We start from the raw sequence: 24,615 nt of genomic DNA, 5'->3' as shown, positions 1-24,615 counted from the left end.
CAATCCAGAGGATGTCCAAAGGCGGGGAAATCACATTCCTTTCAAAGGAGAAGCGCAATGTCCATGCTCAAGAGCGCCGTCGCGGGACTGGTGATCAGCACCGCGATGACCGGCGGGGCCGTGGCCCTGGGGGCCGCGACCACCGCGACCACGGCGAGCGCCGCCGTCGTCAGCACCTGGGGCGGCGGCGGCGGCTGGGGCGGCGGCGGCTGGGGCCGCGGCAACCGCAACCGCAACCACAACCGCAACCACAACCGCCTCCGCCAGCACCAGCGCGACCACCAGACCCAGCACGAGCGGCAGCGCCAGCACGTGATCAACAACATCACGATCCGCCTGCCCAGGCAGATCCTGGACAGGCAGATCCTGGAGAGGCGCGATGAGCCCGAGAGGCCCGCCGTCGTGCAGGTCGCGCCGGGCGAAGTCGGCTGAGCGGAACTCCGAACAACGACCTCGCCGTGATCGCCGCTCGTCCTGGACGAGAGGCCGCGACGAGGGGCACACGGACGAGGGGCGCACTGTTTCCTCGCCCACACGATGAGATTCATCAGTCAGCGCAAAAAGGCGGACGCCACGGGTGAGAGCCCGCGGGTCAGCGCCTTCCACCCACGAGGGCCATCCGGACCGGACGAATTCCGGGCCGGATGGCCGTTTTCTTGTCCGGCTTCCTCGGCTCGGTTTCCCGGCCCAGCCCCTCACCTCGGTTTCCCGGCCCGCTCGGATACGCGTACCGGCGAAGGCGGCCCAAGATCGGCGCAGCCGAGACCGCCGGGATGACGAGCGACCGAGAGCGGGCGGTGGGAGATCGGAGAAAGACTCCTATGGGGTGACAGGTGATCAGCACATCGCCGGGGGCCTACCGACCACAGGCCGAGGGCGCCGCCGGACGCTTCCACCGCCGCCCTCGTCGTCGAACGGGATCACGCGGAACGGCGCGTCCCGCGCTTGCGCGGCGCCTTCTCCTCGTTCTCAGCTCCCGCGGCCGCCTTCTTGCCCTCGGCCTTCCCACCGGACTTCCCGCCGGACTTCCCGCCCGCCGCCGCGGCCGCCTGCTTCCCTGTGGGTCGGCGCGCTTCGCGTTCCTTCTTGGCGGCCTCCACGCTGGCGCGGAGCGCGGCCATCAGATCCACGGCGGGCTTCTCCTCGACCGGGACCTCGGGGGCCACCACTTCCCTGCCGGCTATCTTCGCCTCGATGATCGACTGGAGCGCCTCGCGGTAGGTGTCCTTGTACTCCCCGGGATCGAAGTCCGCGACCATCGTCTCGATCAGGGACTCGGCCATCTTGAGCTCCTGTGGCCGGACCTCGATGTCCTCATCGAGGAACGGGAACGCCGAATCGCGCACCTCGTCCGGCCACAGCATCGTCTCCAGCACGAACACGCCGTCGCGGACGCGCAGCGTCGCCAGCGACTCGCGCTGCCGCAACGCCACCTTCACGATCGCCACCTGGCCCGAGCGCTCCAGCGCGTCCCTCAGCAGCACGTACGGCTTCGCTCCCAGGGCCTCCGGCTCCAGGTAGTACGACTTGGCGAAGTAGATCGGGTCGATCTGCTCGGCGGGGCTGAATTGCAACACGTCGATCCGGCGGGACGTGGTCAGCGGCAGGTCGGCGAAATCCTCGTCGGTCAGCACGACCATGTCGCCGCTCGCCAGCTCGTAGCCCTTGGCGATGTCGGAGTACGGCACCTCTTCACCGTCGACGGTGCACACCCGCTTGTACTTGATGCGCCCGCCGTCCGGCCGGTGCACCTGGTGGAAAGCGACGTCCTTCTGCTCCGTGGCGGAGTAGAGCTTCACGGGGATGGTGACCAGCCCGAACGATATGGCGCCTTTCCAGATGCTGCGCATAACCACATTCTCGTCTCTTTGTTCGAACTACACCATCTTGGGATTCAAAGGACTTACCTGTTGGGCAGGTACCCACTGTGGCGGTGCCTTATCGGCGCCTTGTCGGCGCCTCGGAGGTGCCACAGAGGTATTGCGCGGAGGATGCGGCGTGACCGGGAAGGTACGGGTCGAGGTCGAGGGTAGGAGCCTCACGCTCACCAACCTCGGCAAGGTGCTCTACCCCGACGCCGTGTTCACCAAGGCCGAGGTCATCGACTACTACACCAGGACCGCCCCGGTCCTCCTCCCCCATCTGCGGGGCCGTCCGCTGACGGTCAAGCGCTACCCCGACGGCGTGGACGGCCAGTTCTTCTTCGAGAAGAACGCCCCCGGGCACACCCCTGACTGGGTCCGTACGGTCACCCTGCCCGCGCCCGGCAGCTCGAAGGGCCGCGAGAAGATCGACTTCGCGGTGGTGGACGACCTGGCGACGCTCGTGTACTACGCCAACCTCGCCGCGCTGGAACTCCACGTCCCCATGTGGCGCGTCTCCGAGGAAGGAGTCCCGCTCCCGCCGGACACCCTGGTATTCGACCTCGACCCCGGCGCTCCCGCGACGATCGTGGAGTGCTGCGAGGTCGCCCTTCTGCTCCGCGAGGCGCTGGACGAGGACGGATACGAGGGATCGCCCAAGACCAGCGGGATCAAGGGCATGCAGCTCTACGTCCCGTGGGACTCCGACGAGGACGCCTCCGCGTACGCCAGGGCTCTCGCCCGGCGGCTGGAGCACCGGCACGCGTTCGTCACCAGCGTGATGGCGAAGCGGGAGCGCCCGGGGAAGGTGTTCATCGACTGGAGCCAGAACAACCCGGCGAAGACGACGGTCGCCCCTTACTCCCTGCGGGCCGGCAGCGCCCCAGCCGTGTCGACCCCGCTTTCGTGGGAAGAGGTGGATGCCTGTACGAGCCCGGAACAACTCGTCTTCACGGCACGGGACGTGCTGGACCGGGTCCAGCGGCATGGGGACCTGTTCCGGGCCTCCACCGCATAGCCGGAAAGGCCTGTGGCCGTAGTGTTGGACCTGGCGCGCATCGCGCAGGCTCCGCGGAACGGAGGACGGCAGATGTCCGAGATGGACTCCCTCGGCGAGACCGCCGAGGAGCTCTCGATCGAGACACCCGAGGCGGACGCGGTCGAGCAGCACCAGCGAGTGAAGTCGTCCGACGAGACCCGCTGGCCCGACCAGGTCCCGATCGAGGCCGACCCCGCCGACGCCACCGATCAGGAACGCGTGGTCGAGCAGGACGACGAAGAGGACTACCGCTGACCTGGTTACCCGCGCGTAGGATGGGCGCGTTCCCGCAACGAGGAGACGAGAGTGCCGTGACCGCTACCCCGGACGCCAAGCCCCGGGGCACCCGCCTGCCCCGCATGGCCCGCCGTCGCCAGCTCCTGAGCGCGGCGCAGGAAGTGTTCGTGGAGAACGGCTACCACGCGGCGGCCATGGACGAGATCGCCGAGCGGGCCGGCGTCAGCAAGCCGGTGCTCTACCAGCACTTCCCCGGCAAGCTCGAGCTGTACCTCGCCCTGCTCGACCTGCATGTAGACGACATGGTGACCCGGTGCCACGAGGCCCTCGCGTCCACCACCGACAACAAGCAGCGGGTCCAGGCGGCGATCGGGGCGTTCTTCGACTTCGTGTCCAGCCAGGGCGAGGCGTTCCGGCTGGTCTTCGAGTCCGACCTGCGCAACGTCGCACCAGTACGCCAGCGGATGGAGAGGTCCCTCCGGGAGAGCGCCGACGCGATCAGCCAGGTCATCCAGGAGGACACCGGCTGCTCCAGCGACGAGGCCCACCTACTCGGGGTCGGCCTGGTCGGCATGGCCGAGGTCAGCGCGCGCTACTGGCTCAGCAGCCACGGTTCCATCCCCAAGGAGGCCGCCACCCAGCTGATGGCGCGCCTCGCCTGGCGCGGCATCGGCGGCTTCCCGCGGACCGGCTGAACGCGCGGGATTTCCTGTTCGCTTGACGCGATCAAAGGGCTCACCGCGGCGGCGGACGGCGACCATGGGGATGAGGCGCTGTGTGACGCAGCCCTCTGTGACGCAGCCCTCTGGAAAGGGGAGCCCGATGGAAGTCAAGATCGCTGTTCGGTCGGTACACCGCGAGCTCATCGTGGAGACCGACATGTCGGCCGAGCAGATCGAGGAAGAGCTCCGCCAGGCTCTCGCCGCGGACAAGGGCGTCTTCTCGCTCACCGACACGAACGGCCGGCGGGTGGTCGTCCCCGTGTCCGCACTCGGTTTCGTCGAGGTCGGCGAGGACGAGCAGCGCACGGTCGGCTTCGGCGCCACGCTCTAGGAGTACTGACCACGGACGTTGGTGACAGGCGGGGCGACCGCTGAGGGTCGAACCAGTTGCAAAGGTGAGGGCTTTCGTGGCTCGGCGTGCAACAACCAAACCGCACCCGGCCAGAAAGCCCTCCGATCGGGAGGTTGATGAGGGCCTTCCCTCGCCGGCTCACCGCGGCCCGTAGCGGCATCCAGGAGGAAGGCGGGTGCGGTTCACGCGGTGCGCGTCGTCGCGCCTGCGTCCGATGGTCGGACAACCCGCGCTCCCCCTCCTCAACACGGCGCGTGTCGTCCAGTGGTTCGGCCCGCATCTCGTCAAGGACCTGCTGTAGCGGCGCGAGGCGCTCATGCCTCGCACGGTACAACCGTTGGCCTCGGCACGCCTCTCGATCAGCGGAGCCTGCGGACCCCAGTGGGACCGGACCCCAGTGGGACCAGGCCCCAGCGGGACAGGATCAGCGGACCAGGACCCGGCGGACCAGAACCCCCGGCGGACCGGCCGCCGGGTGGGCGCCGATCCCGCCGCTCACGGGCCCGGCGTGAGTCCCAGGGCCGACATGCGCGTGCCGTGCGCCTCCGTCAGCCGGGCGAACAGCCGCCCGATCTCGGCGAGGTCCTCGCTTCCCGGTTCCACCAGCAGGCCGGCCAGGTCCGGACGGGCCGCCGCGAGCCGCTGCCCCTGGCTCAGCGCCTCACCGACCATCCGGCGGGCCCACAGCGCCAGCCTGCTGCTCAGCCGCGGATCCTCCTCGATGGCCGTGCGGACCCGCTCCACGGTGAACTGGGAGCGCATCCCGTCGGTCAGCACCTCCTCCACCAGCTCGGTGACGGAGGGATCGGCGTGCCGGGCCGCCTCGCGATAGAAGTCCCCCGCGATCCCCGTGCCGACGTACGCCTTGACCAGGGCCTCGTACCAGTCGCGCGGCTTCGTCTGCTCATGCCAGGCGTCGATGGCGGCCACGAACGGCGCCATCGCCTCCTCCGGGTCCACGCCGAACGAGGCGAGCCGGTCGCGCAGCAGCCGGAAATGCCCGTACTCGGCCGCGGCCACGTCGCCGAGCGCGGCCCGGTCGGTCAGCGTAGGCGCCAGCAGCGCCGCGTCCTCGGCCATCCGGAGGAACGCGGTGAGCTCCGCGTACGCCAGCACGCCGAGCAGGTCAACGACACCAGGAGGAGTTTCGTTCATGGATGCAGCGTACGCGGGCCGCTTTCGTCCCGCCCGCGCCGCTGCGCCGGGTGCAAATCACCGGAAAACCTTGACCGAACATCGGGAACGCGGAGAAAACGGTTCCATGTTGTGGTATCGAGTAGACTGGTTCGCGAAAGTGCGACCGCACTGTATTGATCTGGGCCGTCCGGCCCCAGACCCCCAGTAACTGGATGCCGCGGTCGCTGATGACGCCGAAGGCGCAACATCCGTGAGAACACGGCCTGGGAGACCTTACGGCCGAGCAGGTTCCGGAGGCCGCCTTCGCCAACGACTGAGGCAGGTCACCCTGACGACGTTCCGAGACCTGGGAGTGATCCCAGAGATCGCCGATGCCCTCGAGACAGAGGGCATCACTTCACCGTTCCCGATCCAAGAAATGGCGCTCCCGCTGGCAATCGCCGGCCAGGACGTCATCGGCCAGGCACGCACCGGCACCGGCAAGACCTACGCCTTCGGCGTCGCGATGCTGCAGCTCGTGGGCAAACCGCGGAAGAACCGCAAGAAGCCGCGCGGCCTGGTCCTCGTCCCCACCCGAGAGCTCGCCTTGCAGGTCACCGAGGACCTCGTCCTCGCCGCGGGCAAGCTCGGCTCCCGAATCCTCACCGTGTACGGCGGCCGCGCCTACGAGCCGCAGATCGAGGCGCTCAAGAGCGGCGTCGACGTCATCGTGGGCACCCCCGGCCGGCTGCTCGACCTGGTAAAGCAGAAGCACCTCGACCTCGGCCAGATCACCATGCTGGTCATGGACGAGGCCGACCGCATGCTCGACCTGGGCTTCCTCCCCGACATCGAGCGGATCATCAAGCTGGTCCCCGAGAAGCGGCAGACCATGCTGTTCTCCGCCACGATGCCGGGCGAGATCGTCGCGCTGTCACGGCGATACCTCAACCGCCCGATCCACGTCCGCGCCGAGCACAACGACGCCGAGGCCGAGGCGACCCCGCAGACCACGCAGTTCGTGTACCGCACGCACCGCATGGACAAGATCGAGATCGTGGCGCGGCTGCTGCAGAGCACCACGAGCGGTCTCACCATGGTCTTCTGTGAGACCAAGCGCGCCTGCGACATGGTGGCCGAGCAGCTCCACGACAAGGGCTTCGCCGTCGCCGCCGTCCATGGCGACCTCGGCCAGGGCCAGCGTGAGCAGGCGCTGCGGGCGTTCCGCAACGGCAAGATCAACGTCCTGGTCGCCACCGACGTGGCGGCCCGTGGCATCGACATCGACGACGTCACCCACGTGGTCAACTACGACTGTCCGCAGGACGAGAAGACCTACGTCCACCGCATCGGCCGGACCGGCCGCGCCGGGCGCACCGGCGTCGCCGTGACGTTCGTGGAGTGGACCGAGCTCACCCGCTGGAAGGTGATCAACAACGCGCTCAGCCTCGACTTCGCCGAGCCGGTTGAGACCTACTCCAGCTCGCCGCACGTCTACACCGACCTCGACATCCCCGAGGGCACCAAGGGCGTGCTGCCGCGCGCGAACCGCTCCCGGGCGGGCCTGAACGCCGAGGAGATCGAGGACCTCGGCGAGACCGGGCGCACCCGTTCTCGCGGCCGGAACGACCGGTCCGAGCGGGAGGAGCGCCGCGAGCGTCCCGCCCGCACGCCGAGGGAGCGCCGCCGCACCCGCGGGGGCCGTACGACCGAGGCGGCGGCGACCGCCGGCGACCGCAAGCCGCAGGAGACCCCCCGGGTCGAGAAGGTCCGCGAGGCCGAGGAAGCCCTGGAAACGGTGGCCGCGATCCCCGCGGCCGTCGAGGAGATCCGCCCCACGCCCGTCCCCGAGCCCGAGCCCGAGCACGAGCACGATCTCGTGCCCGAGCCGGTGGCCGCGCCCCGGCCGAAGCCGGAGCCGGAGCCGGAGCGGATCATCCCGCCGAGCCCGTTCGTCGTGGTGTTCCGATCTCCCGACCTCGCGACCGAGGACGACATTCCGGCGCCCTCGGCCGCGACGGAGCGCGCGGTCCAGCGCCGCCGGCCATCGCGGTCGCGGCGAGGCGGATAGCCACGGGAGGAAGACCGATCCCCGGCCCGCCGGCCGGGGACGGGAGACCGCCATCCGGCAGTGGGTAAACCCTCTGTAGGAGGCAAGGAGTTATGGGTCACAACCGGCAAAGCGCTGTTGGCGGTGTCGCTGACAGCCTCGCTGGGTATCGTGGTGCCACGTGAGTACGCCGCGATTCCTGACGCTGCCCCCGGGTGTCACCGCCCAGCAGATCGAGACGCCGGCGGGCACGTTCGCGGTCCTCTCGGCGGAGCCCGTCAGCGGTGTCCCCGAGCGCTGGCCCGCGCTCCTCGTCCCCGGATTCACCGGGAGCAAGGAGGACTTCATCTCCGTCCTCCAGACGCTCGCGCAGGCGGGGCGCAGGGTGGTCGCCGTCGACGTCCGCGGCCAGTACGAGACCCCGGGCCCCGACGACCCCTCGGCGTACACCTGCGCCGCCCTGGGCGCCGACATCGACCTGATCGCCCACGCCGTCGGCCAGGGCGAGCCGGTCCACCTGCTCGGGCACTCCTTCGGTGGCCTGATCGCCCGTGAGGCCGTGCTGGACGGCACGGCCAAGCTCGCGTCGTACACGCTGATGAGCTCGGGCCCCGCCGGGATCATCGGGCCCCGCGAGAAGACGGGCCGGATCATGCTCACCGAGCTGCCCGAGTACGGCATCGACCATCTCTGGGCCAACCGGATGGAGCCTGATGCGCTCAAGGCGGGGGTTCCCGACGAGATCGTGGCCTTCCTGCGTAAGCGCCTGTTCGCCCACTCGCCCGCCGGGCTGCTCGCCATGGCCGAGGCGGTGCTGAACGCCCCCGACCGCGTGGACGAGCTCGCCGAGTGCGGCCTCGCCATCCTCATCCTGTACGGCGAGCACGACGACGGATGGCCGCCCCTCCTGCAGTCGGAGATGGCCGATCGGCTCGACGCCGAGTGCGTGGTCGTGCCCGGCGCCGTCCACTCCCCCGCCGTCGAGGCTCCGGAGACGACGGCCGCGGCGCTCACCCGGTTCTGGAACGCCGCGGAGAGCCAGATCCTTCACCACTCCTGAACGGACCCCGTGAGGAGCCCGCGCGGCGTACCGCCTGGGCTGCTGGGGAAGTCGCCTGTCCGACCTGTCGGCAGCGACCTTCCCCAGCCACCTGACGAAGCACTACTGGCGAAGGCCGTCCCAGGAGTTGCGTTCCGGCGCGATCTGGAGGCCCTGCGGGCAGTGTCTCCGGAAGTCGCACCAGGAACAGATCGGCCCGGGGTTGGGCGGGAAAAGCGCGTCGATCTCTGGGGGCACCGGGCCGGCGGCGGCCGCAGGTGATCTGGGGGCGCCGGACCACGCGCGGTAGGCCTCGTCGGCCTCGGACGCCTCCAGCGCGATCTCCTCGGCCCGGCCCAGATGCCGCCCGAGGGACGCGTCGTCGTGCTCCCATTCGGCGACCGAGCCCGTCGGCAGATGGTGCAGCTCGACCTTGCGGCAGGTGCGGTGCATGACGCGCGACGCGGCGATCGCGTACACCGCCAGCGCCAGGGAGGACCGCGCGTCGTCCGCGTCCGGCGCCCGGCGGCCGGTCTTGTAGTCGACCACGACGAGCTCGTCGCCACGCCGGTCGAGCCGGTCGATCCGCCCGGAGACCGCGATGACTGCGGTCCGGGTGGCCACCGTGCGCTCGACGCCGACCGGCTCGTCCGAGGGATCCAGCGTCGCGACGTATCCGGACACCATCTCGCGGGCACGGTCACGCCAGGTGAGGGACTGCTCCTGGTCGCGGAACCCCTCGGTGATCCATCCGCTGGTGAGGAGGGTCGCCGCCGTCATCGGCGTCCGCCGCTCGTACGGCTGCCGCCACCACCCGGCCAGCGCGTTGTGGACCGAGGCCCCCACGCTGTTGTGCGCCCAGGGCGGCCCCTTCTGGGGCATCGGCCGGTCCAGGTAGGTGAAGCGGTACCGGCGGCGGCAGTCGAGCCACGAGTTCAGCCGTGAGGGCGTGCACGCGTACAGCCGTCGCGGCATGCCCTCGAATCCCAGCTGCTCCATGGGGATCGGCTTACTCGTCGTCGAGCGTCAGCCTGATACCGGAGACGCCGGTGCCGTCCACGAGGGGCGACTCGTGCGTCTGCTCGCCACCGCCGGTGAGGGAGCCGGACAGCCAGTGGTCGAACTGCGGCTCCAGGTCGCCGATCGTGGACTCCCCGCCGTGGGCGGGCAGCACACGGGTCCCGTGCGGGAGCGTGAACAGCCGCTCGCCGATGGCGGTGAGCTGGTCGGCCAGCGCGGGGTAGTCTCCGCCGAGCTTGCCCGGGCCGTCGGCCTGGAGGGACTTGCCGGTGAAGACCGCGCCGAGCGACTCGCAGTAGAGCGAGACGCCGCCCTGGGTGATGCCGGGCGTGGTGAGGACCTCGAGCTCGACACCGCCGACGGAGAACATGCCCTCGTCCTCCATCTCGATGTCCGGCCAGGTCTCCTCCCAGGTCTGCCGCCACAGGCGCTTATCCTTGGGGTGGAGGGCGATGACGGCCTCGTCCTTGGCGGCCACCTCGATGGCGCCGCCCACGTGATCGGGCAGCCCGTGGGTGCAGATGACGGCGAGGACCTCGCGCTCGCCCACCTTTTCGAGGATCTTGCCGGCGTCCCGCGCCGGGTCGATGACGATCACCTCCTCGTCGTCACCCACGATCCAGGTGTTGTTCTCAACCTTGTGCTCGACGTCGTCGATCTCGACCACGCCGGAGGTCACCACTCGTTCGATACGCGCTGTCACATTCAGAACCCTACTAGGGAGTGTCTGACACATGCTGCCCGTGGCGAGCGCGGATCCAGATGGATGCGTCGCGAGGCGGAGGAGGCTCATGCCTCGCGCGGCTCGTCGTCGAGGCGTGGGGAGAACGCGCCGAACGGGAGGTCGAGCTCCTGGTCGTTGTCACGGAGGTCGCGCAGGGAGAGCTGAGCGAGCGAGATGAAGCAGCCCACCTCGGCCGGCCAGGCGATCAACCACAGCCAGTTGCCGAGGGCCTCTCCCACGTACACCGCGCGGTCGGGCGGGACCCCCTTGAGGCACCACAGCGCGCCGGGGTGTCCGCGTATCTCGATCTTCGCGTTCGGAGGGCCGGCGTCGAACTCGGTTCCCGGGTCGGGACCGTCCAGCCCCGCGTACGCCGCGCCGAGGCCCACGCCGGGCTCCTCGGCGATGAGCAGCAGGTCGGCGGGGCCGTGCGTGACCGAGGGCCCGGAAAGGGCGACGACGCTGGCTCGGCCTCCGGTGCGCTCGTCCCCCACCTCGGCGAAGCCGGTCACGAGCCAACCGGCGGGCAGCGGCCACGGTACCCACACAGGGACCGCGGACGACTGCCTGAGGGCGTCGAGCGCCGCCTGTGAGGGATGGTGGGGCGGTTGGAAGGGGAGGACGTCCCCGTGCGCGTCGCAGCGCCAGGAGCTGTTCCAGACGTTCGGCTCATGCAGCGGTCCGAAGCACCGCGGGCAGGAAGGCGCGGCTCTCACAATTACCCACGGTGCTTTCCAAGAACCATAGGCGTCAAGAATCTCCCGGTTATCCGGTCGTAATGTTCTGTATGTGGTGAGATGCGTGGGCGCGATCGTCCAGGATCCAGCCGGACGGTTACTGCTGATCCGCCGGGGCCGTCCGCCCGGCGAGGGCCTGTGGTCCCTTCCCGGCGGCAGGGTCGAGCCCGGCGAGAGCGACGCCGACGCCGTACGGCGCGAGCTGCGCGAGGAGACCGGCCTCGACGGCACGGTGGTCGCCCTGGCCGGGACCGTGCTGCGCCCGGGCCCGGCGGGCGTGACCTACGAGATCCACGACTACCTGGTGACCGCCGCGGACGGCCGCCTGACGCCCGGCGACGACGCCACCGACGCCCGCTGGTACGACCTCGACGAACTGGTACGGCTGCCGCTGACCGACGGCCTGCTGGACGCCCTCGTCTCCTGGAAGGTCATCGGTCCGCCGACGACCTGAGCGTGCTCCGCCAGACCGTGAGGTGGTCTTCGTTGTAGGTCACCGACCTGCCGGTGGCGACGACCCGGTCACCCGAGACGGCGACCGAGCCGAGCCACTGCGCCCCGGCCCCGCCGAGGCCGTCCGCGGTGAGCGTGTGGCGGGTCCAGTCCAGCCCGTCGCCGGAGATCCAGACCGTGCTGTCCCCCTCTCCGGCCGGGCCGTGCGCGCCCACCGCGACCACGCCCTGGTCCGCCGCCGCCAAGTCGAGCACCGCGGCCGCCTCCTTCGCCGGCAGCCACGCGTACTCCCAGTGGGAGCCCTCGTCCGACGACACCGCGGAGAAGGGGCGGCCGCCGTCGGCGACGCCGACCGCGATCACCTCGCTCCCGCGCGCCACCACGTGGCGCAGCCCGGCGGAGTGGGTGTCGTCGGGGAGCACCCGCCCCTTGGCCGACCAGTTGATCCCGTCGGAGGACACCCACACGACGCCGGTCTCCCGGTCGGCGGTGCCGGAGCCGCCCACGGCCATGAACCCGGACGGGGTGGCGGTGACGTCCGCGATGCGCACGCCCGCGCCTCCGGCCGGCATGGCGCCCTGGGGCGCCCGGGTGAACCGCTTGAGATCGGGGCTGAACCAGAGAGCGGGCAGCACTCCCATCGCGCCGCGGTCCTCGCCCGCGACCACGTAGCCCTTCGGCCCGGCCGCGACCGCGTTCGGCGCGAGGAGGAAATGACCGGCGGGCACCTCGACGGCCGGGCCGGGCTTCCACGTCCTGCCGTCGGCCGAGGTCACCATGAGGGGCCGGGTGACCGCCGGGTCGGAGGTCGTGGTGCCGACCGCCAGCCAGCCCTTCCGCCCGTGCGCGACCGCGCTCAACGCCTGGCGTCCGGAGCCGCCGAGCAGGTCGGGATAGGTGAGGCTCTTCCAGTTGGCGCCGTTGTTGCCACTGATCCAGATGCCGGCGTCGCCGCCCCCGGAGCCGACGGCGACGAACAGGCCGCCCGCCGCCGCGAGGTTGGTCGTCTCCCTGGCGAGCCGGGTCAGCCCGGCGATCTCCTCGGGAGGGACGGCCTTCGCCTTCCTGCCCTCCCTCGCCGTCATCAGCACGGGCAGGTTCTCCACGTCACCGGGCCCGCGCTCGTCCCCGCCCGCGACGAGCACGCCCGCGTCGGTGATGGTGAGGCCGCGCAGCGTTCCAGGGATCTCACCGAGGTCGGCACTCTTGGTCCACTTGTGCCCGTCCGCGCTGGTGTAGAGCGCGTACCGCTCCCAGGCCGACTCCGTCACCGCCGCGATCCCCGCCGCGGAGGAGGCGAGGCCGCGCACGCCCGCGCCTTCGGGTCCGAGTTTCCCGATGGTGCCGCACCGCTTCCATTTCGCGCCGTCGCCGGAGCAGAGGACCGGCACCTCGCCCGCCGCGGACCGCTGCCGCGTCGGGACCAGCACGAAGCCCTTGCCCGTCGCCGCCAGCGCGCCCGCCTCCGGCCGCACGTCCGCGAGGGCGACGGCCGTACGGAGCCAGGATCTGCCCCCGTCGGCCGAGCGGAGGACCACCGAAGTGGAGTCGCCCTCGCCGGGATCGGCCAGGGCGACGACCTGGTCGCCGCGCGCGGCCACGGCACGCATGCCGCGCACCTTGTCGGGCGGGCCGATCTGGGCGGTGTCCACCCGGGTCCATCCCCGTCCGTCGGGCGAGACCCAGGCCACCGGGCCGGCCGTGCCGTCCCGGAGGGTCGCGGTGCCCACCGCGACGAATCCGGTGGAGGTCCTGGCCAGATCGGTGATCCGGTCCTGGCTCCAGAAGGCGGTCAGCCGGGTGGGGTCCACCGCGGTCCAGGTCCTGCCGTCGGAGGAGACCCACATGCCGCGCGCCGCCGGGCCGGCGGATCCGGGCGCGTCGGTCCCCGCGGCGAGCCAGTGCCCGCCGCCTCCCACGACCCTGCCCACCGCTCCGCCGACGGTGTCGTAACCGGACGGTCCGACGACCCGGCCCAGCTCCCATTTCTTGCCGCCGTCCGCGGAGACGAGGAAGAGCGGTTTCGGCACCGGGCCGCTGATGTCGCTGCCCACGGCCACGACCGTGGAGTCCGCCGACGTGACCGCGTTGAGCACCTGGCTGGAGCCGTTGCCCGGGATTCCGGGGGCGGGGAACGCCGCGTCACCCGACTGGCCGTCGCCCGACGCGAGGAGCAGGCCGCCCGCGGACGGGCCCGAGACCCACCGGGCGACGCCGAACGCGGCCGCGATCAGCACGGCGAGCGCCAGCACCGGCGCGACGTACCTGCGGACCCGGAAGGGGCGCTTGGGCTCGCTCCGCCGCCGGTGGTGATGGTGACGGCCGCCTCCCGGCCGGGGCGGACCCTTGGCCACGAGCACGTCGGGACGGGCCGGACGACCTCCCGGCGGGGCGCCGATCCTCCGCACCGACTCTTGTCGCTCTTGTTGCCGCTGCTCTTGTTGCTCGCGTTGCTCTTGCTGCCGCTGCTCTTGTTGCTCGGGTCGCTCTTGCTGCCGTTGCTCTTGTTGCCGCTGCTCTGGTTGCTCGCGTTGCTCTTGCTGCCGTTGCTCTTGTTGCTCGGGTCGCTCTTGTCGCTGCGGCTGCTCTGGTCGCCGCGACGGCTCTGTCTCCGGCTGTCGCGGTGCCCGGGGCGGGCTCAGATGCCAGGGCCCCGCCTCCTGCTCCGGTTCCCGTACGCGATCCCGTCCGGGCTCGGGTGCGGGATCCCGTACGGGCTCGGGCGGGGCCTGCGGGGCGGGGCGGCCGGAGGCGACGAGCTTGTCCGGCCGGTCGACCAGGCGCCGGGGCGGCCGGGCGGGCTCGTCGGAGTACGGGCGGCGCCCGGCTCGGCGCTGCGGTGGTGTCTCGTCGGACACGGGCGCGCCGAAGGGGGGCAGCGCCCAAGGTGAGGAGCGCTGTGAGGAGCGCTGTGAGGATCCCTCCGCCGAGCCCGGTGAGGGATCGTCCGGGGCGGGCGGGATCGCCGGTGGCGTCGCCAGGTCTTCCTCATCGCGTGAAGGGGGGTCCGAATTCACGCTCCGTGCCTCCACTAGAACGGCGAAACGGACGCGAGCATGTTGATACCCCGTCTCCGGCTGGCGATCACGTCTACAGACCAACACGCGAACGCCGCGCTGACCATACCTCTCTAGTGAGATTTATCGGGAGAGAGTCTGAATTGACCGCTTTTGGGCGATTATCACGATGGCGATGGCGTAGACGCCGAACTGGACGATCGTGCCGACGATCGACTGCCAGGGCACCGACCCCTGCTGCAGCGCGTTCTGCAGCCCGCCCGCGGCGGCCGTCATCCCGAACGCGAACACGTTGTTGACGGCGTGCAGTGCGATGGCCGCCTCCAGGCCCCCTGTACGGATCGCGAGCCACCCCATCAACACGCCGAAACCGAAGACGTAGGCGATGCCCCAGTCGGTGTAGCCGTGCAACGAGGCGAAGGCGGCCGCCCCGACGACGATGCCGGGCACCGGGTTGCGCAGGTAGGCCCCGAACGCCTGGAGGATCCAGCCGCGGAACACGTACTCCTCAGCGGCCGCCTGGAACGGCACCAGCGCGAGAATGACGATCAGAGGGGCCAGGAAACGGTCCCACCCCACCCAGGTGAACCCCGTCGACACACCGGTCGCCAGGAACGTGAGCTGCTGCGCGACCTCACCGAGGACCACCGCGACCAGCGCGACCGGGACGCACCGCAGCAACCAGCGCCAGCGCAGCCGCCCCGCGACGGATGACAGCGTGCCGGGACGCCGCCGCTGCACCGCCCAGGCCGCCCCGGCCACCAGTGGGATCGCCAGGGCGATCAGAACCAGGTTGAACCCGAGCGTCAGGAGGGGATCCGCGAAGATCTGGGTGCCCTCCAGCACCATCGGGACGCCGGCGAGGAGCGAGACCACCGCGGCGACGAGCCCGACCACGACCGACACCACGAGGAATCCGACGACGATGGCGAGCGTGCCGACGATCGGCCGCCACCAGCGATGCAGCGCCGTACGGGCGAGCCGGTCGTAACGGGTGCCCGGCGGCGGGGTCACGCTCCACGGAACCCGCTGCGGCGGAGGAGGCCACTGGTACGGCGGGGCCGGATAGGGCGGCCCCTGATCCCACGGCCCGGGACCCTGCTGTCCCGGACCCCACGGCCCAGCACCCCACTCCCCGGGACCGGGCTGTCCCGGACCCCACGGCGGTGGCGGCTGCCCTTGCGGGGGCCGCTCCGTGGGTGGCTCACCCTGCGCGTTCGGATCCGCCTGCGGAGGCGGGTTCCACTGGGCGGCTGGGTTCCACTGCGGGTCGGTCATTAGTCCATTGTCGGCCGCTCGAAGGTCCGTGCCCTCGTCAGGCCCGCGGCACGGCCCTTGGCCGCCACCACGAGGGCCATCTTGCGGGAGGCCTCGTCGATCATCTCGTCGCCGAGCATCGCCGCCCCGCGCCGCTCCACGGTCGTGTAGTACTCGTACGCCTCCAAGATCATCTCGGCGTGGTCGTAGTCGTCCTGGGACGGCGAGAACACCTCGTTGCCCGCCTCCACCTGGGAGGGGTGCAACACCCATTTGCCGTCGAAACCGAGCGCGGCCGCCCTGCGGGCCACCCGGCGGAAACCGTCCACGTCCTTGATCTGGAGGTACGGCCCGTCGATGGCCTGAAGGTCATTGGCCCGGGCGGCCATCAGGATCCGCATGAGGATGTAGTGGTAGGCGTCGCCCTCGCCGTACCCGGGCGGTTGCTCCCCGACGACCAGGGTCCTCATCCCGATGGACGCCATGAAGTCCGCGGGGCCGAACACCAGCGTCTCCAGCCGGTCGGACGCGGCGGCGATGGCGTCCACGTTGACGAGTCCCCGGGCGCTCTCGATCTGCGCCTCGATGCCGATCCTGCGCGACAGCCCGAGCGCCTTCTCGATCTGGGTGAGCAGCGTGTCCAGCCAGACCACGTGCGAGGCGTCCTCGACCTTGGGCAGCAGGATGCAGTCGAGGCGGTCGCCCGCGCCCTCGACGACGTCGATCACGTCGCGGTAGGTCCACTGCGTGGTCAGGTCGTTGACCCTGACGACGATCGTCTTCCCGGTCCAGTCGCCGTCGCGGAGCGCGCGGACCACGTTCTCGCGCGCCCGCTCTTTCGCGGCGGGCGCCACGGCGTCTTCCAAATCGAGGAAGACCTCGTCGGCGGCGAGCCCCTGGGCCTTCTCGATGAAACGCGGGTTGCTGCCCGGCACGGCCAGGCACGAACGTCGAGCACGCATGGCCCACACGCTAGCGGGAGGCTGTCCGATCGCTACAAAGGAGGTGCCGCGTTCTTGGCTCCGAACTTGCACGGCCATCGGCGAGGCTTTCGCGAAGAATGGCACCGTCTACGAGCTTTGAGGGAGAAAGCGTTGACCGAAATCGCCACCGGGGTGCGCCCCGCCGTCCTGTCCGATCTCATCCCCGGAGCCCGGGTCCGCGACGCCGCCCTCGTCCTCGGCGGAGCCGCGCTGACCGGCCTGGCCGCCCAGTTGGCCTTCCCCGTCCCGGGCTCCCCTGTGCCGGTGACCGGCCAGACCTTCGCCGTCGTGCTCGTCGGCGCGGCGCTCGGCACGAATCGCGCGGCGCTCAGCATGCTCCTGTACGTGCTGGCCGGCATCGCGGGCGTCCCGTGGTTCACCGGCGGCGGTCACGGCCCCGGCGGCGCGGCCTTCGGCTACCTGATCGGGTTCCTCGTCGCGGCCGCCCTCGTCGGCAAGCTCGCCGAGCGCGGCGGTGACCGCACCCCGGCGCGTACGGCCGGCACGATGATCCTCGGCAACCTGGCGATCTACGCCTTCGGCGTCCCGGTCCTGATGGCCGTCACCGGCATGGGCCTGGTTCCCGCGCTCGCCGCCGGCGTGGTGCCCTTCCTCGTGGGCGACGCCATCAAGATCGTCGTCGCGGCCGGGCTGCTGCCCGCCGCGTGGAAGCTCACCGGGCGTTCCGGCCGATGAGCGCTCCCCTGATCGAGGAGGGCGCGAAGAAGTCCGGCGTGCTCTGGGTGACCCTGGCCGCCGGACCGCGCCTGGCCTGGCACGTGTGGCACGCCGGGGCGATCTATCTGGTGACCGGCGGCGGCGAGCAGGAGCTGCCGGGCCTTGCGGAGGCGTCCCGGGTGGAGGTGACCCTCCGCAGCAAGGACAACGGCGCCGAGCTGGTCAGGTTCACCGCCTCGGTCGAGGTGGTGGACCAGTCCGGCTCCCCGGAGGCGGTGGCCGCCCTCGCCAAGGAGCGCCTCAACGCCCCCGACGCCGCCACCCTGACCGACCGCTGGGCCGCCGGGGCCGTCATCCTGCGGCTGACGCCTCCGGCGTGAGCCGTACGGCGGGGTCGGTCTTCGGCCGCGCGGCGGCGGACTGGGCGAGCAGTGCGCCGGCGAGGACGATGACGCCGCCGACGATCTGGGCGCCGCCGAGCCGTTCGCCGAGCAGGAACCAGGCGATGACGGCGCCCGCGATGACCTCGAGCGTCGCCACAGTGGCGCCGACCGCGGCCGAGAGGCGGCGTACCGCGATCACGCCCGTGATGTAGGCGGTGACCGTCGCCACCACGACCAACCACAGCGCGGCGCCGAGCACGGGCAGGGTGTTGCCGCCCACGGTCGCGGTCCGGCCGAACACGGTCCAGTCGATGTTCCAGGGGCGCGAGAGCGGAATGAGCACCACGGCGGCGCCGGCCATGCCCCAGGCGATCAGACCGAGGGGGTCCAGTTCGTCATCCGAAAAAGCATCGTTCATCAGGAAATATCCGGCACAACAGGCGGCGGCGACGAGTCCCGCCATCAGCCCGAGCGCGTCGAGCCGGATGCCGTCCCAGACCTCGACCACGACGGCCAGGCCGGCCACCGCGACCACGGCGCCGAGATAGGCCGACCGCGCCAACCGCAGCCCCCGGACGAAACGCACCCAGACCACGACCAGCACCGGCGCGGTGTACTCAAGGAGCAGCGCGACACCGACCGGCAGCCGCGTGATGACGAAGAAGAACAGGCCCTGGACGGCGGCCACCGCGACCAGCGCGTACGCGGCGACGAACAGCAGCCGGTCGCGGGGAATGCGAAGAGCGCCCGGCCGTACAATCGCGAGAGTGATGACCAGGAGCGCTCCCGCTCCGGCCATGCGCACCCAGACCGCCTCGGTCGGCGACAGCCCGGCGGCGCCCAGATAGCGGGCCATCGGCCCGGAGAAGCCGAAACAGCACGCGGAGGCGACCGCGATCGCCAGGCTCCCCATCCTCACGGGCACCACCTCATGTAACTACCATTAACCCGTTTTGATCCTGTCATACCAGGCCGTCCGCCGCATCCCGGCGTAATCTGGCAAGGTGGATCGGATCTTCGTGGCCCGATTGGCCGGGCTCGCGGTGTTCGACCCGGCCGGTGACCAGATCGGCCGGATCCGGGACGTCGTGGTCGCGTTGCGCGGCCGGCTCCCGCCACGCGTCCACGGCTTCGTCGTCGAGATCCAGCCACGCCGCCGGGTTTTCCTGCCGATCACCCGCATCACCAGAATCGAGTCCCGCGCCGCCATCTTCACCGGCAAGATCAACATGCGCAGGTTCGAGCAGCGCCAATCCGAGACCCTCGCCATCGGCGAGATGCTCGACCTCACCGTGCACTACCAGGGCAAGGAGGTCACCGTGCTCGACCTCGCCATGGAACAGGCGCGGCCGGCCGAATGGGTGATCGGCAAGGTCGCGGTGCGCCGCGGGTCCAGGCGCCGGGGCGAGACGCTCATCGTGGGCTGGGACGAGGTCACGGGCTTCGGCGTGGTCCAGAAGGACCAGGGCGCCGCCAACCTGCTCGCGGTCTTCGACACGATGCGCTCGGCCGACCTCGCCAACATGCTCCACGAGCTGCCGCGCAAGCGGATGGCCGAGGTCGCCGCCGCCCTCGACGACGACCGGCTCGCCGACGTGCTGGAGGAGCTGCCGGACCGCGACCGGGTCACCGTGCTGAGCCAACTCCACGCCGAACGCGCCGCCGACGTGCTGGAGGCGATGAACCCGGACGACGCGGCCGACCTCCTCCAGGACCTGCCCACGGACGAGGCCGAGGCCCTGCTGCGCCTCATGATCCCGGAAGAGGCGGCGCCCGTACGACGGCTGCTGACCTACGACGAGGACACCGCGGGCGGGATGATGACGACCGAACCGGTGATCCTGCCGCCGAACGCGACCGTCGCCGAGGCGCTGGCGCACATCCGGCAGCGCGAGCAGACCCCCGCGGTCGCCGCCCAGGTCTTCGTCGCCCGCCCGCCCACGGAGACGCCGACCGGCCGGTTCCTCGGCGTGGCCCATTTCCAGCGACTCCTGCGAGAGCCTCCGTCCACCCTGCTCGGCGGCGTGATAGACAACACCGTCGATCCGATCAGGCCCGATCTCCCCCTCCCGGGGGTGGCGTCCCTGCTGGCGACGTACAACCTCGTCGCGACGCCGGTGGTGGACGAGCACGGTCGGCTGCTCGGAGCGGTGACGGTGGACGACGTCCTGGACCACATGCTGCCGGAAGACTGGCGGGAGAAACATGACTGAGCTGCTCGACCAGCCGCGGGACGTGACCATGCGGCTCCGTCCTCACTACGACCCCGAGGCGTTCGGGCGGCTGTCCGAGGAGATCGCGCGTTTCCTCGGCACGGCCCGCTTCCTGGTCTACATGACCGTGTTCGTCAGCGTCTGGGTGGCGTGGAACGCTGTGGCGCCGATCAAGTTCGACCCGTATCCCTACATCTTCCTGACGCTCATGCTGTCCCTGCAGGCGTCGTACGCGGCACCGCTGATCCTGCTGGCCCAGAACCGGCAGGCCGACCGGGACCGCGTCCAGTACGAGCAGGACCGGACGGCGGTCGAGCGCAACCAGGCCGAGATCGAGTACCTCACGAGGGAGATCGCCGCCCTGCGGATCGCCATCGGGGAGACCGCGACCAGGGACTACATCCGGTCGGAGTTCCAGCGTCTGCACGAGGAGCTGAGCAGCGGCCCGAACCAGTGACCTCTTCGCCGCCGGCAGCCACGTCGCCACCAGCAGGCCACGAGGGGCCCCGGGTAGGACCCGACGAAACGGCACATGAGCGCTCCCGGTGTTCGGAGGACCACAGCCGACTCCATAGCATGGATTCATGGCACCGACCCCAGAATTGGTGACGGCGGCGCTGGCGACGGTCAATGACCCGGAGATCCGCCGGCCGATCACCGAGCTTGACATGGTCAAGAGCATCGATATCTCCCCCGACGGGGTGGTGCGCGTCGGCGTGTTCCTCACCGTCGCCGGCTGCCCCCTGAAGGACACCATCACCCGGGACATCACCAACGCCGTCTCGAAGATCGACGGTGTGACGCGTGTCCACGTGGACATGGACGTCATGAGCGCCGAGCAGCGCAAGACCCTGCAGACCAAGCTGCGCGGCGACCGGGCCCCCGAGAAGGAGATCCCGTTCGCCAAGCCCGGCTCGCTGACGCGCGTGTTCGCTGTCGCGAGCGGCAAGGGCGGCGTGGGCAAGTCGTCCGTCACCGTGAACCTCGCCGCCGCCATGGCCGACTCCGGCCTGAAGGTCGGCGTCGTGGACGCCGACATCTACGGCCACTCCGTGCCGCGCATGCTCGGCGTGAGCGGGCGGCCCACCAAGGTCGAGGACATGATCATGCCGCCGGTGGCGCATGACATCAAGGTCATCTCGGTCGGCATGTTCAAGCCCGAGGGCAACACCCCGGTGGTGTGGCGTGGTCCCATGCTCGACCGCGCGCTGCACCAGTTCCTCGCCGACGTGTTCTGGGGCGACCTCGACGTCCTGCTCATGGACCTGCCGCCAGGCACCGGCGACATCGCCATCTCCGTGGCGCAGCGGATGCCGACCGCCGAGATCCTGGTCGTCACCACCCCGCAGCAGGCCGCCGCCGAGGTGGCCGAGCGGGCCGGTTCCATCGCCGCGCAGACCCACCAGCAGATCGCCGGCGTCATCGAGAACATGGCGTGGCTGCCCTGCCCGCACTGCGACGAGCGCATCTCGGTGTTCGGCGAGGGCGGCGGCCAGTCCGTGGCCGACGGGCTGACCCGGATCCTCGGCTCCCGGGTGCCGCTGCTCGGCCAGGTCCCCATCGACATGCGGCTGCGCGAGGGCGGCGACGAGGGCAAGCCGCTGGTGCTGACCGATCCCGACGCCCCGGCCGCCGCGGAGCTGCGCCGGATCGCGGCGGGGCTGAGCAAGAAGTCCAGCAGCCTCAAGGGGCTCAAGCTGGACATCTCTCCCGCCGGTCGCTGACCTCACCCGCGACCTCACCTCGCCTGGGCCCGTTCACATCCGTGAGCGGGCCCACGCGCGTATGGGCTGTACGGGATTAGGTCGCTTCCGTGTCGTACGGCGGGATCTCGCCGAAGCCGAGGTCACCGCCCGGAGGCTGGGCCGCGGTCACGGCGGGCACGGCGGGCTCCGACGTGGCGTTCCAGTCGTTCTCGACGTCGTCGAGAAGGTGCTTGCGCACGAAGGCCTTCGGGTTGAGGTCCGCGGGGTCGAAGTTCTTGAACTCGGGCCCGAGGTTGGATTCCAGGTCCGCCTTGGCGTTGTTGGCCATCTGGCGCAGCTGCTTGAGCGTACGGCCCGCCTGCTGAGCGGCCCCCGGCAGCTTCTCCGGGCCGAACACGAGCAGCGCGATCACCACGAGTGCCAGGATCTCTGGCCAGCCCAGTCCGAACACAGGTGATCTCCTTTTTCAGGAACAGCTGGTTTCAGACTAATAGCACCGGACTGGTATTACGACGGCCGTGCCGTGGGGGCCGGGGCGGCGCCGACGGTTACGGTGGCGGTCTTCTCCTCGCCACCATGCCGGAATTTGATCTTCACGTGGTCGCCGGGAGCCTTGCTGCGGATCGTCACGATCAGCTCGCGGCTGTCGTCCACGGGCTGCCCGTCGACCTCCAGGATGACGTCACCGGGCTTCAGGCCCGCCTTGTCCGCGGGACCGCCCGGATTGACGGCGGGCTCGCCACCGCTCACCCCGGAGGCGATGCGGACGCCCTGGCCCCGGTATTCCTGGTCGATGGTGATGCCGATCCTGGAGGTGCGCGCGCTCCCCGTCGTGATGAGTTCCTGCGCGACCCGCCTGACGTGGTTGACGGGGATCGCGAAGCCCAGGCCGATGCTGCCGGTCTGCTGGCCGAGCAACGCCCCGCTGCCCAGCGTGGCGATGGCGGAGTTCACCCCGATGACCCGACCGGACGCGTCGACGAGCGGACCGCCGGAGTTGCCGGGGTTGATCGCGGCGTCCGTCTGGATCGCGTTGATCAGCGCGTAGTCGGAGCCGGTCTCCCCCCCGGCCTCGACCGGCCGGTTGAGCGAGCTGACGATGCCGGTGGTCACGGTGCCGGTGAGACCGAGCGGCGAACCGACGGCGATGACGGGGTCGCCCACCACCACGCCGTCGGAGTTCCCCAGGGTCAACTCGGGCGCCCCGAACGTCTTCGCCGGCTTCACCACGGCGATGTCGGAGTTCGGGTCGCGGCCGACGATCCGAGCGGTGGTCGACTTGCGGTTGTTGAACCGGATCCGGATCTCCCCGCTCTGGGCGGCGATCGCGACCACGTGGTTGTTCGTCACGATGTAGCCGCCGTGGATGATGAAGCCCGAGCCGGTCCCCGCCTCCTGGTTGCCCTTGATCTCCAGCGAGACCACACTGGGCAGCACCTTGGCCGCTATCCCGGCGACGGACTCGGGCGCCCGTGACGTCGAGCCCGTCGGCGCCGCGCCCAGCCGGTACGACGGGTCGGTGCCGGACGGCGGCCTGGTCAGCAGGTAGGTTCCGCAGCTCCCCGCCGCGCCCGCCACCAGCGCGATGACCACGGCGAGGGCGAAGTACAGGCGGACCGGAACCGGGCTCGCGGTACGCGCCGGAGGGAGCGGGTACGGCGGCGGCGGACCCCAGCCGGGGCCCAGGCCGGCCGACCACTGCGGCGCGGGAAGGAAGTCAGGCCGCTCCGGAGTCTCGAACGCACCCGTGTCGTCGGTCATCGGCGCGATCCCTCCTGCGTTCGAATGTCATCGAGCGAGGTGGGAGCGCAGGCTCGGCGACGGGCTGGGCGTCGGGCTCGTCTGCGGTGGAGCCATCCTCTGCTGCGGATTGACGAACTGCACCGGAGGGTTGGGGTTCTGTTGGGTCCCGGTGCCGCCGACGATGAACATCGTACCGAGCGCCACCGCGGCGGACGCGAACCCCACCGCGACATATCCCGCCCGGCGCGCACGGCTCGGCCGCCCGGGCCCCGAGTGCCCGCCGGCCAGGCGGGGACGGTTGTCCCGCGGCGCGAGGCCGTGCATCGCCGGCAGCCTGCTGGAGGCGAAGTCCGGATGGTCCGGGAACGGCCGCATACGCGGCGGGATCGGCCCCCCCGGCTCCGACATGCGCAACAGCGACATGGTGAGATCGACCGGCATGGCCGGCGGCTCCATGGAACGCAACCGGCTCTTCAGCGCGCGCATGGCGTCGACCTCGGCACGGCAGTCCGCGCAGAAGGTCAGGTGGGCGAGCGCCCGCTCGCGCTCCCTGTGACCGAGTTCGCCGTCGATGAGCGCGGAAACGCGCTCGTCAAGATGACTCATGCCCCCTCCTTGCTGAACGAAGGGGGGAATTGGTCATCGTTCCTGTTCGCCCCCGGGGCGCGGTGCTCCAGCGCCTCGCGCAACTGGGCGCGCCCCCGGTGGATCCTGCTGCGCACGGTGCCGAGCTTCACGCCGAGCGTCGCCGCGATCTCCTCATAGGACAGCCCCTCGATGTCGCACAGCACCACGGCCGCGCGGAACTCGGGTGCGAGCGCGTCGAGCGCCGCCTGGATGTCGTGCTCCAGGTGGGCGTCGTCGTACGCCTGCGCCGGGGACGGCTCCCGGCCGTGCAGCCGCTCGGCGGCGTCGTCGGCCAGCCCCTCGAACCTGATGCGCTGCCTGCGCCGCGCCATGTCGAGGAAGAGATTCGTGGTGATCCGGTGCAGCCAGCCCTCGAACGTGCCCGGCGTGTAGCTGGACAGCGAGCGGAAGACCCGGACGAAGACCTCCTGGGTCAGGTCCTCGGCGTCGTGCACGTTGCCGGTGAGGCGGTACGCGAGCCGGTAGACCCGGGCGGAATGGGTTCTGACGACCTCCTCCCAAGTGGGAGGCGTCCAGTCGGACACGGGGGCATCCGCCTGGTGGTCGTGGTCGTCCACCGGGAGTCCTCTCTGCAGGATCGTCGCTACAGCCATAGTGCCTGGTTTCGCCCCTTCCTGCGCACCGCGATCGAGCGGT

28 protein-coding genes are annotated in these 24,615 nt (G+C 70.7%); 15 read left to right on the top strand and 13 right to left on the bottom strand.

Features of this window, described 5'->3' with window-relative positions; translation table 11 throughout:
- Positions 1-57 precede the first annotated feature (57 nt).
- The gene (locus tag QSK17_RS09170) at positions 58-432 is read left to right on the top strand and encodes a hypothetical protein (protein WP_285704109.1); all 375 of its coding nucleotides are present in this window, start codon (positions 58-60) and stop codon (positions 430-432) included.
- A 488-nt stretch (positions 433-920) separates the two neighbouring features.
- Here QSK17_RS09170 and ku read toward each other — a convergent pair whose 3' ends face one another.
- Complete coding sequence (gene ku / locus QSK17_RS09165) at positions 921-1,850, bottom strand: non-homologous end joining protein Ku (RefSeq protein ID WP_285704108.1); 930 nt, start codon at positions 1,848-1,850, stop codon at positions 921-923.
- Between the two features lie 148 nt (positions 1,851-1,998).
- On the opposite strand from ku, the gene ligD reads away from it, so the two are divergent.
- The 5 genes from ligD to QSK17_RS09140 all read left to right on the top strand — a co-directional run bounded on the left by ligD (position 1,999) and on the right by QSK17_RS09140 (position 4,513).
- A complete protein-coding gene (gene ligD / locus QSK17_RS09160; protein ID WP_285704107.1) occupies positions 1,999-2,880 on the top strand; it encodes a non-homologous end-joining DNA ligase in 882 nt (293 codons plus the stop codon).
- Between the two features lie 72 nt (positions 2,881-2,952).
- Positions 2,953-3,156 (top strand): Rv3202a family protein, encoded by a 204-nt coding sequence (locus QSK17_RS09155; RefSeq protein ID WP_285704106.1) that lies wholly within the window; start codon positions 2,953-2,955, stop codon positions 3,154-3,156.
- 56 nt (positions 3,157-3,212) lie between these two features.
- Positions 3,213-3,833, top strand: coding sequence for a TetR/AcrR family transcriptional regulator (locus QSK17_RS09150; RefSeq protein ID WP_285704105.1), 621 nt, complete (start codon positions 3,213-3,215; stop codon positions 3,831-3,833).
- Between the two features lie 127 nt (positions 3,834-3,960).
- A complete protein-coding gene (locus tag QSK17_RS09145; protein WP_285704104.1) occupies positions 3,961-4,191 on the top strand; it encodes a DUF3107 domain-containing protein in 231 nt (76 codons plus the stop codon).
- 196 nt (positions 4,192-4,387) lie between these two features.
- Positions 4,388-4,513 (top strand): hypothetical protein, encoded by a 126-nt coding sequence (locus tag QSK17_RS09140; RefSeq protein WP_285704103.1) that lies wholly within the window; start codon positions 4,388-4,390, stop codon positions 4,511-4,513.
- A 194-nt stretch (positions 4,514-4,707) separates the two neighbouring features.
- On the opposite strand, the gene QSK17_RS09135 is transcribed toward QSK17_RS09140, so the two are convergent.
- Positions 4,708-5,367: a ferritin-like fold-containing protein gene (locus tag QSK17_RS09135; RefSeq protein ID WP_285704102.1), complete on the bottom strand. Its 660-nt coding sequence runs from the start codon at positions 5,365-5,367 to the stop codon at positions 4,708-4,710.
- 400 nt (positions 5,368-5,767) lie between these two features.
- Between QSK17_RS09135 and QSK17_RS09130 the strand changes: the two genes are divergently transcribed.
- Positions 5,768-7,399: a DEAD/DEAH box helicase gene (locus QSK17_RS09130; RefSeq protein WP_285704100.1), complete on the top strand. Its 1,632-nt coding sequence runs from the start codon at positions 5,768-5,770 to the stop codon at positions 7,397-7,399.
- Between the two features lie 160 nt (positions 7,400-7,559).
- The gene (locus tag QSK17_RS09125) at positions 7,560-8,438 is read left to right on the top strand and encodes an alpha/beta fold hydrolase (protein ID WP_285704099.1); all 879 of its coding nucleotides are present in this window, start codon (positions 7,560-7,562) and stop codon (positions 8,436-8,438) included.
- A gap of 102 nt (positions 8,439-8,540) precedes the next feature.
- Here the strand turns inward: QSK17_RS09125 and QSK17_RS09120 are convergent, their stop codons facing one another.
- From QSK17_RS09120 to QSK17_RS09110, 3 genes are all read right to left on the bottom strand, one after another.
- On the bottom strand, positions 8,541-9,416 hold the full coding sequence (locus QSK17_RS09120) for a RecB family exonuclease (protein WP_285704098.1): 876 nt from the start codon (positions 9,414-9,416) through the stop codon (positions 8,541-8,543).
- Positions 9,417-9,426: 10 nt separating this feature from the next.
- Positions 9,427-10,140 carry an MBL fold metallo-hydrolase gene (locus QSK17_RS09115; RefSeq protein WP_285704097.1) on the bottom strand — a complete coding sequence of 238 codons (714 nt, stop codon included), beginning with the start codon at positions 10,138-10,140 and terminating at the stop codon, positions 9,427-9,429.
- A gap of 86 nt (positions 10,141-10,226) precedes the next feature.
- Positions 10,227-10,877 carry a DUF6758 family protein gene (locus tag QSK17_RS09110; protein ID WP_285704096.1) on the bottom strand — a complete coding sequence of 217 codons (651 nt, stop codon included), beginning with the start codon at positions 10,875-10,877 and terminating at the stop codon, positions 10,227-10,229.
- Positions 10,878-10,950: 73 nt separating this feature from the next.
- Between QSK17_RS09110 and QSK17_RS09105 the strand changes: the two genes are divergently transcribed.
- The gene (locus QSK17_RS09105; protein WP_285704095.1) at positions 10,951-11,352 is read left to right on the top strand and encodes an NUDIX hydrolase; all 402 of its coding nucleotides are present in this window, start codon (positions 10,951-10,953) and stop codon (positions 11,350-11,352) included.
- Here the strand turns inward: QSK17_RS09105 and QSK17_RS09100 are convergent.
- Positions 11,330-13,759 carry a hypothetical protein gene (locus QSK17_RS09100; protein WP_285704094.1) on the bottom strand — a complete coding sequence of 810 codons (2,430 nt, stop codon included), beginning with the start codon at positions 13,757-13,759 and terminating at the stop codon, positions 11,330-11,332. The genes QSK17_RS09105 and QSK17_RS09100 overlap by 23 nt on opposite strands.
- Before the next feature lie 15 nt (positions 13,760-13,774).
- Here QSK17_RS09100 and QSK17_RS09095 point away from each other — a divergent pair, with 15 nt between their 5' ends.
- Positions 13,775-14,242 carry a hypothetical protein gene (locus QSK17_RS09095; protein ID WP_285704093.1) on the top strand — a complete coding sequence of 156 codons (468 nt, stop codon included), beginning with the start codon at positions 13,775-13,777 and terminating at the stop codon, positions 14,240-14,242.
- 249 nt (positions 14,243-14,491) lie between these two features.
- Here QSK17_RS09095 and QSK17_RS09090 read toward each other — a convergent pair whose 3' ends face one another.
- Positions 14,492-15,646, bottom strand: a complete 1,155-nt coding sequence (locus QSK17_RS09090) for a CPBP family intramembrane glutamic endopeptidase (protein ID WP_285704092.1) — start codon at positions 15,644-15,646, stop codon at positions 14,492-14,494.
- Positions 15,646-16,587: an HpcH/HpaI aldolase/citrate lyase family protein gene (locus tag QSK17_RS09085; RefSeq protein ID WP_285704091.1), complete on the bottom strand. Its 942-nt coding sequence runs from the start codon at positions 16,585-16,587 to the stop codon at positions 15,646-15,648. The genes QSK17_RS09090 and QSK17_RS09085 overlap by 1 nt, the downstream gene beginning before the upstream one ends.
- A gap of 132 nt (positions 16,588-16,719) precedes the next feature.
- Between QSK17_RS09085 and QSK17_RS09080 the strand changes: the two genes are divergently transcribed.
- A complete protein-coding gene (locus QSK17_RS09080) occupies positions 16,720-17,304 on the top strand; it encodes a biotin transporter BioY (RefSeq protein WP_285704090.1) in 585 nt (194 codons plus the stop codon).
- Positions 17,301-17,666 carry a hypothetical protein gene (locus QSK17_RS09075; protein ID WP_285704089.1) on the top strand — a complete coding sequence of 122 codons (366 nt, stop codon included), beginning with the start codon at positions 17,301-17,303 and terminating at the stop codon, positions 17,664-17,666. The genes QSK17_RS09080 and QSK17_RS09075 overlap by 4 nt, the downstream gene beginning before the upstream one ends.
- On the opposite strand, the gene QSK17_RS09070 is transcribed toward QSK17_RS09075, so the two are convergent.
- Positions 17,638-18,582, bottom strand: coding sequence for an EamA family transporter (locus QSK17_RS09070; RefSeq protein WP_285704172.1), 945 nt, complete (start codon positions 18,580-18,582; stop codon positions 17,638-17,640). The genes QSK17_RS09075 and QSK17_RS09070 overlap by 29 nt on opposite strands.
- Positions 18,583-18,673: 91 nt before the next feature.
- Here QSK17_RS09070 and QSK17_RS09065 point away from each other — a divergent pair, with 91 nt between their 5' ends.
- The 3 genes from QSK17_RS09065 to QSK17_RS09055 all read left to right on the top strand — a co-directional run bounded on the left by QSK17_RS09065 (position 18,674) and on the right by QSK17_RS09055 (position 21,606).
- Positions 18,674-19,882 (top strand): magnesium transporter MgtE N-terminal domain-containing protein, encoded by a 1,209-nt coding sequence (locus QSK17_RS09065; protein ID WP_285704087.1) that lies wholly within the window; start codon positions 18,674-18,676, stop codon positions 19,880-19,882.
- On the top strand, positions 19,875-20,339 hold the full coding sequence (locus tag QSK17_RS09060; RefSeq protein WP_285704086.1) for a DUF1003 domain-containing protein: 465 nt from the start codon (positions 19,875-19,877) through the stop codon (positions 20,337-20,339). The genes QSK17_RS09065 and QSK17_RS09060 overlap by 8 nt, the downstream gene beginning before the upstream one ends.
- A 127-nt stretch (positions 20,340-20,466) precedes the next feature.
- Complete coding sequence (locus QSK17_RS09055) at positions 20,467-21,606, top strand: Mrp/NBP35 family ATP-binding protein (protein ID WP_285704085.1); 1,140 nt, start codon at positions 20,467-20,469, stop codon at positions 21,604-21,606.
- 76 nt (positions 21,607-21,682) lie between these two features.
- Here QSK17_RS09055 and QSK17_RS09050 read toward each other — a convergent pair whose 3' ends face one another.
- Genes QSK17_RS09050 through sigE form a run of 4 tightly spaced genes read right to left on the bottom strand, consistent with a single transcriptional unit; the run spans position 21,683 to position 24,572 of the window.
- Positions 21,683-22,039 carry a sec-independent translocase gene (locus QSK17_RS09050; RefSeq protein WP_285704084.1) on the bottom strand — a complete coding sequence of 119 codons (357 nt, stop codon included), beginning with the start codon at positions 22,037-22,039 and terminating at the stop codon, positions 21,683-21,685.
- A 56-nt stretch (positions 22,040-22,095) separates the two neighbouring features.
- The gene (locus QSK17_RS09045) at positions 22,096-23,349 is read right to left on the bottom strand and encodes a S1C family serine protease (RefSeq protein WP_285704083.1); all 1,254 of its coding nucleotides are present in this window, start codon (positions 23,347-23,349) and stop codon (positions 22,096-22,098) included.
- Between the two features lie 27 nt (positions 23,350-23,376).
- Entirely contained in the window at positions 23,377-23,937 is a 561-nt protein-coding gene (locus QSK17_RS09040; RefSeq protein WP_285704082.1) for an anti-sigma factor, read from the bottom strand.
- A complete protein-coding gene (gene sigE / locus QSK17_RS09035) occupies positions 23,934-24,572 on the bottom strand; it encodes an RNA polymerase sigma factor SigE (protein WP_285704081.1) in 639 nt (212 codons plus the stop codon). The genes QSK17_RS09040 and sigE overlap by 4 nt, the downstream gene beginning before the upstream one ends.
- Between the last annotated feature and the right edge of the window lie 43 nt (positions 24,573-24,615).

The sequence above is a fragment of the Microtetraspora sp. NBRC 16547 genome (assembly GCF_030268965.1).
Classification (GTDB): domain Bacteria; phylum Actinomycetota; class Actinomycetes; order Streptosporangiales; family Streptosporangiaceae; genus Microtetraspora.
The sequence above is the reverse complement of the archived record's forward strand: the minus strand, read 5'-3'. Positions and strand labels throughout refer to the sequence as shown.

Bases quoted from the DNA above. Each gene is read 5' to 3' on its own strand.
- QSK17_RS09170 (WP_285704109.1), top strand. From the start codon at position 58: ATGTCCATGCTCAAGAGCGCCGTCGCGGGACTGGTGATCAGCACCGCG.
- ku (WP_285704108.1), bottom strand. From the start codon at position 1,850: ATGCGCAGCATCTGGAAAGGCGCCATATCGTTCGGGCTGGTCACCATC.
- QSK17_RS09155 (WP_285704106.1), top strand. From the start codon at position 2,953: ATGTCCGAGATGGACTCCCTCGGCGAGACCGCCGAGGAGCTCTCGATC.
- QSK17_RS09145 (WP_285704104.1), top strand. From the start codon at position 3,961: ATGGAAGTCAAGATCGCTGTTCGGTCGGTACACCGCGAGCTCATCGTG.
- QSK17_RS09135 (WP_285704102.1), bottom strand. From the start codon at position 5,367: ATGAACGAAACTCCTCCTGGTGTCGTTGACCTGCTCGGCGTGCTGGCG.
- QSK17_RS09130 (WP_285704100.1), top strand. From the start codon at position 5,768: ATGGCGCTCCCGCTGGCAATCGCCGGCCAGGACGTCATCGGCCAGGCA.
- QSK17_RS09120 (WP_285704098.1), bottom strand. From the start codon at position 9,416: ATGGAGCAGCTGGGATTCGAGGGCATGCCGCGACGGCTGTACGCGTGC.
- QSK17_RS09090 (WP_285704092.1), bottom strand. From the start codon at position 15,646: ATGACCGACCCGCAGTGGAACCCAGCCGCCCAGTGGAACCCGCCTCCG.
- QSK17_RS09085 (WP_285704091.1), bottom strand. From the start codon at position 16,587: ATGCGTGCTCGACGTTCGTGCCTGGCCGTGCCGGGCAGCAACCCGCGT.
- QSK17_RS09075 (WP_285704089.1), top strand. From the start codon at position 17,301: ATGAGCGCTCCCCTGATCGAGGAGGGCGCGAAGAAGTCCGGCGTGCTC.
- QSK17_RS09070 (WP_285704172.1), bottom strand. From the start codon at position 18,582: ATGGGGAGCCTGGCGATCGCGGTCGCCTCCGCGTGCTGTTTCGGCTTC.
- QSK17_RS09060 (WP_285704086.1), top strand. From the start codon at position 19,875: ATGACTGAGCTGCTCGACCAGCCGCGGGACGTGACCATGCGGCTCCGT.
- QSK17_RS09055 (WP_285704085.1), top strand. From the start codon at position 20,467: ATGGCACCGACCCCAGAATTGGTGACGGCGGCGCTGGCGACGGTCAAT.
- QSK17_RS09045 (WP_285704083.1), bottom strand. From the start codon at position 23,349: ATGACCGACGACACGGGTGCGTTCGAGACTCCGGAGCGGCCTGACTTC.
- QSK17_RS09040 (WP_285704082.1), bottom strand. From the start codon at position 23,937: ATGAGTCATCTTGACGAGCGCGTTTCCGCGCTCATCGACGGCGAACTC.
- sigE (WP_285704081.1), bottom strand. From the start codon at position 24,572: ATGGCTGTAGCGACGATCCTGCAGAGAGGACTCCCGGTGGACGACCAC.